This window comes from Nonomuraea sp. NPDC002799, from assembly GCF_053592075.1.
Window position 1 is genome coordinate 212411 of record NZ_JBSFVA010000017.1, and the last position, 6458, is coordinate 218868.

General features: G+C 69.1%; 5 protein-coding genes. 1 reads left to right on the forward strand and 4 read right to left on the reverse strand.

The features are described from left to right. Positions 1–8: 8 nt before the first annotated feature. The 3 genes from ACWD0F_RS28965 to ACWD0F_RS28975 are packed head-to-tail and all read right to left on the reverse strand — an operon-like array spanning position 9 to position 2925. Positions 9–740, reverse strand: coding sequence for an SDR family NAD(P)-dependent oxidoreductase (locus ACWD0F_RS28965; RefSeq protein WP_449880742.1), 732 nt, complete (start codon positions 738–740; stop codon positions 9–11). Between the two features lie 29 nt (positions 741–769). After that, positions 770–2083, reverse strand: a complete 1314-nt coding sequence (locus ACWD0F_RS28970) for an enolase C-terminal domain-like protein (protein WP_449880744.1) — start codon at positions 2081–2083, stop codon at positions 770–772. After that, on the reverse strand, positions 2080–2925 hold the full coding sequence (locus ACWD0F_RS28975; protein WP_449880746.1) for a fumarylacetoacetate hydrolase family protein: 846 nt from the start codon (positions 2923–2925) through the stop codon (positions 2080–2082). The genes ACWD0F_RS28970 and ACWD0F_RS28975 overlap by 4 nt, the downstream gene beginning before the upstream one ends. Before the next feature lie 344 nt (positions 2926–3269). On the opposite strand from ACWD0F_RS28975, the gene ACWD0F_RS28980 reads away from it, so the two are divergent. Then, positions 3270–4475: a cytochrome P450 gene (locus tag ACWD0F_RS28980; RefSeq protein ID WP_449880748.1), complete on the forward strand. Its 1206-nt coding sequence runs from the start codon at positions 3270–3272 to the stop codon at positions 4473–4475. Between the two features lie 111 nt (positions 4476–4586). On the opposite strand, the gene ACWD0F_RS28985 is transcribed toward ACWD0F_RS28980, so the two are convergent. Continuing rightward, positions 4587–6458: NB-ARC domain-containing protein (locus tag ACWD0F_RS28985; RefSeq protein ID WP_449880750.1), on the reverse strand; the 1872-nt coding region annotated here is incomplete at its 5' end.

Below are 6458 nucleotides of genomic sequence, written 5' to 3' on the forward strand. Positions count from 1 at the left end.
GGCCCGGGTTAGCTGGGTCGGAGCCTGAGCCCTTGCATGCCGCCGTCGACCGCGAGCGCGGTCCCGGTCGTCGCGCCGGACTCGGGGCCGGCGAGGTAGGCGATCGCCGCGGCGACCTCCGCCGCGCTGACCAGGCGGCCCATCGGCTGCCTGGCGTTGAGTGCCGCCCGTTCGGCCTCGGGGTCATCGGCCTGATCGAGCAACCGGGCGACCCACGGGGTGTCCGCGGTGCCGGGGTTGACGCAGTTGACCCGGATGCCCTCGCGGAGGTGGTCCGCGGCCATGGCGAGCGTCAGCGACAACACCGCGCCCTTGGTCGCGCTGTAGAGGGCCCGCTGCGGCAGCCCGGCGGTGGCCGCGATCGAGCAGGTGTTGACGATGGCGGCATGCTCGGACCTGCGCAGGTACGGCAGCGCCGCCCGCGCCACCCGGACCATGCCGAGCACGTTGACGTCGAACACCTGGTGCCACTCACTGTCCGGGTTGTCCTCGATGGTGCCCTGCGCGCCGATGCCCGCGTTGTTCACCAGCACGTCGATGCCGCCCAGCCGGTCGGCCGCCGCCGCCACCGCCGCGCGTACACCGGCGTCGTCCGTGACGTCCGCCTTGATCCCGATGAACGGCTCTCCGGGCGGGTTGAGGTCGAGGCAGGCGACCGTCATGCCGCGCTCGGCTAGCGCGGTGGCCGCGGCCAGGCCGATGCCGGAACCGCCACCGGTCACGATCGCTTTCAGACTCACGCGCCCCTCCGGACCTTGACCGCTGTCGCTCATCCCTGCCTCCAGACCTCGCCGCCGGGGAAGGTGTGGGCGGCGATCGACTCCGCGCGCATCTCGGCGCTGAAACCGGGCGCGGACGGCGCGACGTACCGGCCGTTCCGGATGACGACCGGATCGGTGAAGTGCTCGTGCAGATGGTCGACGTACTCGATCACGCGGCCGTCCATGGTGCCGGTGACCGCCACGTAGTCGAACATCGACAGGTGCTGCACCAGCTCGCACAACCCCACGCCACCCGCGTGCGGGCACACCGGGACGCCGAACTTCGCCGCGAGCAGCAGGATCGCCAGGTTCTCGTTGACCCCGCCGACCCTGGCCGCGTCGATCTGCAGGTAGGAGATGGCGTCGGCCTGCAGGAGCTGCTTGAAGACGATGCGGTTCTGCACGTGCTCGCCGGTGGCCACCGGAACGGGCGCGATGCCCCTGGCGATGGCGGCATGGCCGAGCACGTCGTCAGGGCTGGTCGGCTCCTCGACCCAGTGCGGGCCGAACTCGCGCAACGCGTTGATCCACTCGATGCCCGAGCCGACGTCCCAGCGCTGGTTGGCGTCGATCGCGATCGGGTAGTCGGGGCCGCAGACCTCGCGGGCCACCCTGAAGCGGCGGCGGTCGTCGTCGAGATCGGCGCCCACCTTGAGCTTGATCTGCCCGAACCCCTGGTCGAGTGCTTCCTTGCAGAGCCGGCGCAACTTCTCGTCGTCGTAACCGAGCCATCCCGGCGACGTGGTGTAGGCCGGGTAGCCGACCTCGATCAGCCGCTCGGCCCGCTCGGCCTTCCCCTGTTCCGCGTTCTTCAGGATCCGCAGGGCTTCCTGCGGCGTCAACGCGTCGCTCAGGTACCGGAAGTCGATGAGGCCGACGATCTGCTCCGGCGACATCTCCGACAACAACCGCCACAACGGCTTGCCCGCCCGCTTGGCCTTGAGATCCCACAGGGCGTTGACCACGGCGGAGATCGCCATGTGCATGACGCCCTTCTCCGGCCCCAGCCACCGCAACTGCGAGTCGTTGACCATGTCCTGGTAGAGCGCGCCGAGATCCTCGACGTCCTTGCCGATCACGTACGGCTCCAGCGCGCTGATCGCCGTGGTCTGGATGTCGTTCCCGCGCCCGATCGTGAACGCGAACCCGTGCCCCTCGAACCCGTCGTCGGTCGTGAGCACGACGTAGGCCGCGGAGTAGTCGGGGTCGGGGTTCATCGCATCGGAGCCGTCCAGCTCGCGCGAGGTCGGGAACCGCACGTCGTGCGTCTCCATCCCCACGATCCGGTACGCCACCGCTCCCCCGGTCCCGGTCGCCGTCATGCCTGGCCAACCGTCTGGCGCTGCCTCCCGAGCCCCTCGATCTCCAGCTCCACCACGTCTCCGGCCCGCAGGTACGGCTGGTCCGCCATCCCCATCGCGACGCCCGCTGGCGTGCCCGTGTTGATCACGTCACCCGGCTCCAGGACCATGAACCGGCTCAGGTACCGCACGATCTCCCCCACGTCGAAGATCATGTTCTTGGTGTCGCCGTTCTGGCGCAGATCGCCGTTCACCCAGAGGCGCAGCGGGAGGTTCTGCGGGTCGCCGACCTCGTCCGCCGTCACCAGCCATGGGCCGAGCGGGTTGAAGGTCTCGCACGACTTGCCTTTGTCCCATTGCCCGCCGCGTTCGAGCTGGAACTCCCGCTCGGACACGTCGTTGGAGATCGTGTACCCGGCGATCACACCGAGGGCCGCCTCCCGGCTGTCCAGGTAGCGGGCCTCCTGGCCGATGACGATGGCCAGCTCCACCTCCCAGTCCGTCTTCACGCTGCCGCGCGGGACGAGCACCTCGTCGTACGGGCCGATCATGGTGTTGGCGGCCTTCATGAACACGATGGGCTCGGCCGGCGCCTGGGCGCCGGACTCGGCGGCATGATCGCTGTAGTTGAGGCCGATGCAGACGATCTTGCCCGGACGCGCGATCGGGGCGCCGATCCGCAGCCCCTCGGCGTCGACGACGGGCAGGGCGTCTCGCTCAAGCGCGTCGCGGACGCGCGCCACTCCGCCGGAGGCGAGGAAAGCCCCGTCGATGTCCGGCTCTCCGATGTCGCGCAGGTGGCCGGCGCCATCCATGACCACCGGTCGCTCCTGCCCGGCCGGTCCTACTCGCAGCAGCTTCACACCGCACCCTTCAGCCATACATCGGATGTCTTGTCCCCTGATGCTCATGCGGCCGGGTGGAGCCTGTCAAGAGCGTCCAGGTGGATACATCCGATACGTGACCTCGAAATACAGCGATAGACAACGAACGTGAGGTGTGAAGCCAGTTAACCGCATCGATGGCCGCGTTCACATGACTGTAACTTCGTCGCCGAAAACATCGGAGGAGAAACCTGCTGACGTGGCGTGCGGCCCGCCTTCTGTCCGCTGAGAGGCGCCGTCTCGGCCCCGGAACGTGCCATGGTCTCCTTGACGACCGTACAGGGACGTAATAGAACACGTTTCAGTACCGGTAAAACAAGCGCTTGATCAAGAGGGTGAGCCAGGTGCAGATCGACCTCGTCGACAGGGACCGTTACGCGACCTCTGGACCGCCGCACGACCAGCTCACCTGGTTGCGCGCGAACTCGCCCATCCACTGGCACGACGGCGATCCCGGCTTCTGGGCCGTCACCCGCTACGAGGACGTCGTCCACGTCTCCCGGCACTCCGACCTGTTCTCCTCCTCCCGAAAACTTGCCCTCTTCGACGAGCTGCCGGAGGAGCAGATCGCGCTGCAACGCCTCATGATGCTCAACCAGGATCCGCCGGAGCACACCAGACGGCGCTCCCTGGTCAACCGTGGCTTCACCCCCCGGACGATCGGCGCCCTGGAACAGCACATCCGCGACATCTGCGACGACCTCCTCGACAAGTGCACGGGTGAGGCCGACTTCGTCACCGAGGTCGCCGCCCCGCTGCCCCTCTACGTGATCTGCGAGCTGCTCGGCGCGCCCGTGACCGACCGCGACAAGGTGTTCAACTGGTCGAACCGCATGATCGGCAGCCAGGACCCCGACTACGCCGCCTCTCCCGAAGAGGGCTCCGCCGCCGCCATGGAGGTCTACGCCTACGCCAACCAGCTCGCGGCGCAGCGCAGGGCCAGCCCGAAGGACGACATCGTCACCAAACTCATCCAGCCCGACGAGCACGGCGAGACGCTCGACGAGAACGAGTTCGACCTGTTCGTGCTCCTCCTCGTGGTGGCGGGCAACGAGACGACCAGGAACGCGGCCTCCGGCGGCATGCTCGCCCTCTTCGAGCACCCCGACCAGTGGGACCGCCTGGTCGCCGACCCCACCCTCGCCAAGACCGCCGCCGACGAGATCGTCCGCTGGGTGTCGCCGGTGAACCTGTTCCGCCGCACCTCCACCACGGACCAGATGCTCGGGGACCAGCACATCAAGGCTCAGGACAAGGTCGTCGTCTTCTACGCCTCCGCCAACCGCGACGCCACCGTCTTCCCTGACGGCGAGATCTTCGACATCGGCCGCAACCCCAACCCGCACATCGGTTTCGGCGGAGGCGGCGCCCACTTCTGCCTGGGCAACCACCTCGCCAAGCTGGAGATGCGCATCCTGTTCGAGCAACTCGCCCGCCGCCGCCCCCGCCTGCGCCAGACGGGACCTGCTCGCCGGTTGCGCTCCAACTTCATCAACGGCATCAAGGAACTGCCCGTCAGCATCGGCTGAACAGCTCCACCCCGACGCCCTATCCTCGTCCGGTCCGCGTACAGGTGCGCATCCACGTGAAGCCCCTTGGCCGCGCGAAGATAGCGCAAAGACCCTTGTTTGCGAGGATCGTCACGTGCGGTGATCACTGCCAAGGGCCGCCAGCCACGCCTTCACCTCGTCAAGAGGTCCGGGCGCCCAAGTCTTGTTCTTCTCCGCCAGCTCGATCGCCCGGGTCAGGTGCTCGCGAGCCTCGCCGGTCACACCGAGCCCGGCATAGGCCCGGCCCAGCGCCACGCGCATGTTCGTGGTCCAGGTGCTGCCCTGCTCGATGGTCTCGGCCAAGGCCGGCTCGGCCACTTCGATGGCCTCCTGCCAGCGTTGCGCGGCGAGCAGAGCTGTAGCCAGGCCCTGCAGGGCACCTATCCGTGAGTGTTGTGCCGCAGCGGACGCGACCGGCTGTTCGTCGATGTTCCTCAGTAAGCTGCGGGACGCCTCAATGGCCTCATCAAGCCTGCCGAGACGAGCGAGCACACGCGCCACTCCCTCGCTGGCCCAGTAGTAGGTGTGGTGGTAACCGGCAGCTTCGGCCAGGTCTCGCCCCCGGGAATACGCCCACAGCGCCTGATCGAAGTCGCGGAGGACCCGCCAGGCCTCGGCCGCGTTGCACACCGCATCGGCCTGCTCTTTGACCGCGCCGAGGTCTTCGGCGAGCCGGTAGACCTCCATCGCCTGCTCCGCGCACTCCCTCAACGCCGCGTCTCCACTAGGTCCGTAGGCGCCGAGAAATGCCCAGACGTAACGGTTCATGTGCCATAGCTCCCGGCGGCGGTCGGACAGCGCGGCGGCGGCACGCGTCAGCCCGAACACCTCCAGCCAGTCGCTCGACCAGTGCTGCGTGTAGGCCGCGAACCAGCGCATCGCCTCACCGAGTCCGGCCACCTGCTCGTGGCGGCCGACGGCGGCCGCCAGCCGCAGCCCGGCCAGCCACGTCTCCCGTTCGACCTCCAGCCAGGCCCGCGCCTCCTCCAGTGTGGCGAGCCGAACCAGACCCTGCCAGCCGGGCGGTGGCGCGCCGTGGTCGGGTTCGAACCATCGCCCGGCCATGGTCGCGGTCTCCAGCAGCCAGCCGATCATGCGCTGCTCGGCCGCCGCTTGGGCCTCGGTGGGTTCCTCTTCGCGCAGCCGCTGGCTCGCATACAGCCGGATCAGGTCGTGGAAGCGGTAGCGGTCGGCGTCTTCGTGCTGCAGCAGGCCCAGCTCGACCAGGTCATCGAGCTGGTCCTCGGCGTCGAACACCTCGCTCTGGGTGAGCACGGCGGCGATCGGCGCGGCGAAATTCACGGCCGGAACCAGCGCCAGCCTCCGGAAGGCCGCCTGCGCCTGCGGCGGCAGCAGCGCGTACGACAACGCGAACGCCGCCTCCACTCCCACATCGCCCACGGCCAGGTTCGCCAGCCGGCGATCCTCATCCGACAACCGCTCGGCCAGGTGCCGCATCGTCCATCCGGGCCGGGAGGCCAGCCGGGTGCCCGCGATCCGCAACGCCAGCGGCAGATGCCCGCACAACCCCGCCACCTGCGCCGTCTCCGCCGCCGCGCGATCGGTGCCCTCCCGTACGATCGCCCGCAGCAGCTCCGCCGACTCCTCCGGCGACAACGGCGCCAGCGCGATCCGCGCCACCCCCTCCAACCCACCCAGCGCACGCCGGCTGGTCACCACCACCATCCCCGCCCCCGCACCCGGCAACAGCGGCCGCACCTGAGCCTCATCAGCGGCATTGTCCAGCACCAGCAGACACCGCCGCTCCGCCAGCGTTCCCCGCAACTGGCTGGCCCGCTCCCGCTCCTCCTCGGCGATCGCCCGCGGATCCAGGCCCAGCGCGCGCAGCAGCCGGTGCAGCGCCTCGGCCGCCGGCACCGGCTCGGCGTCCACACCCCGCAAATCCACATAGAACTGCCCGTCCGGGAAGGTCTCCCGCAGCAACTCGGCCGCCCGCACCGC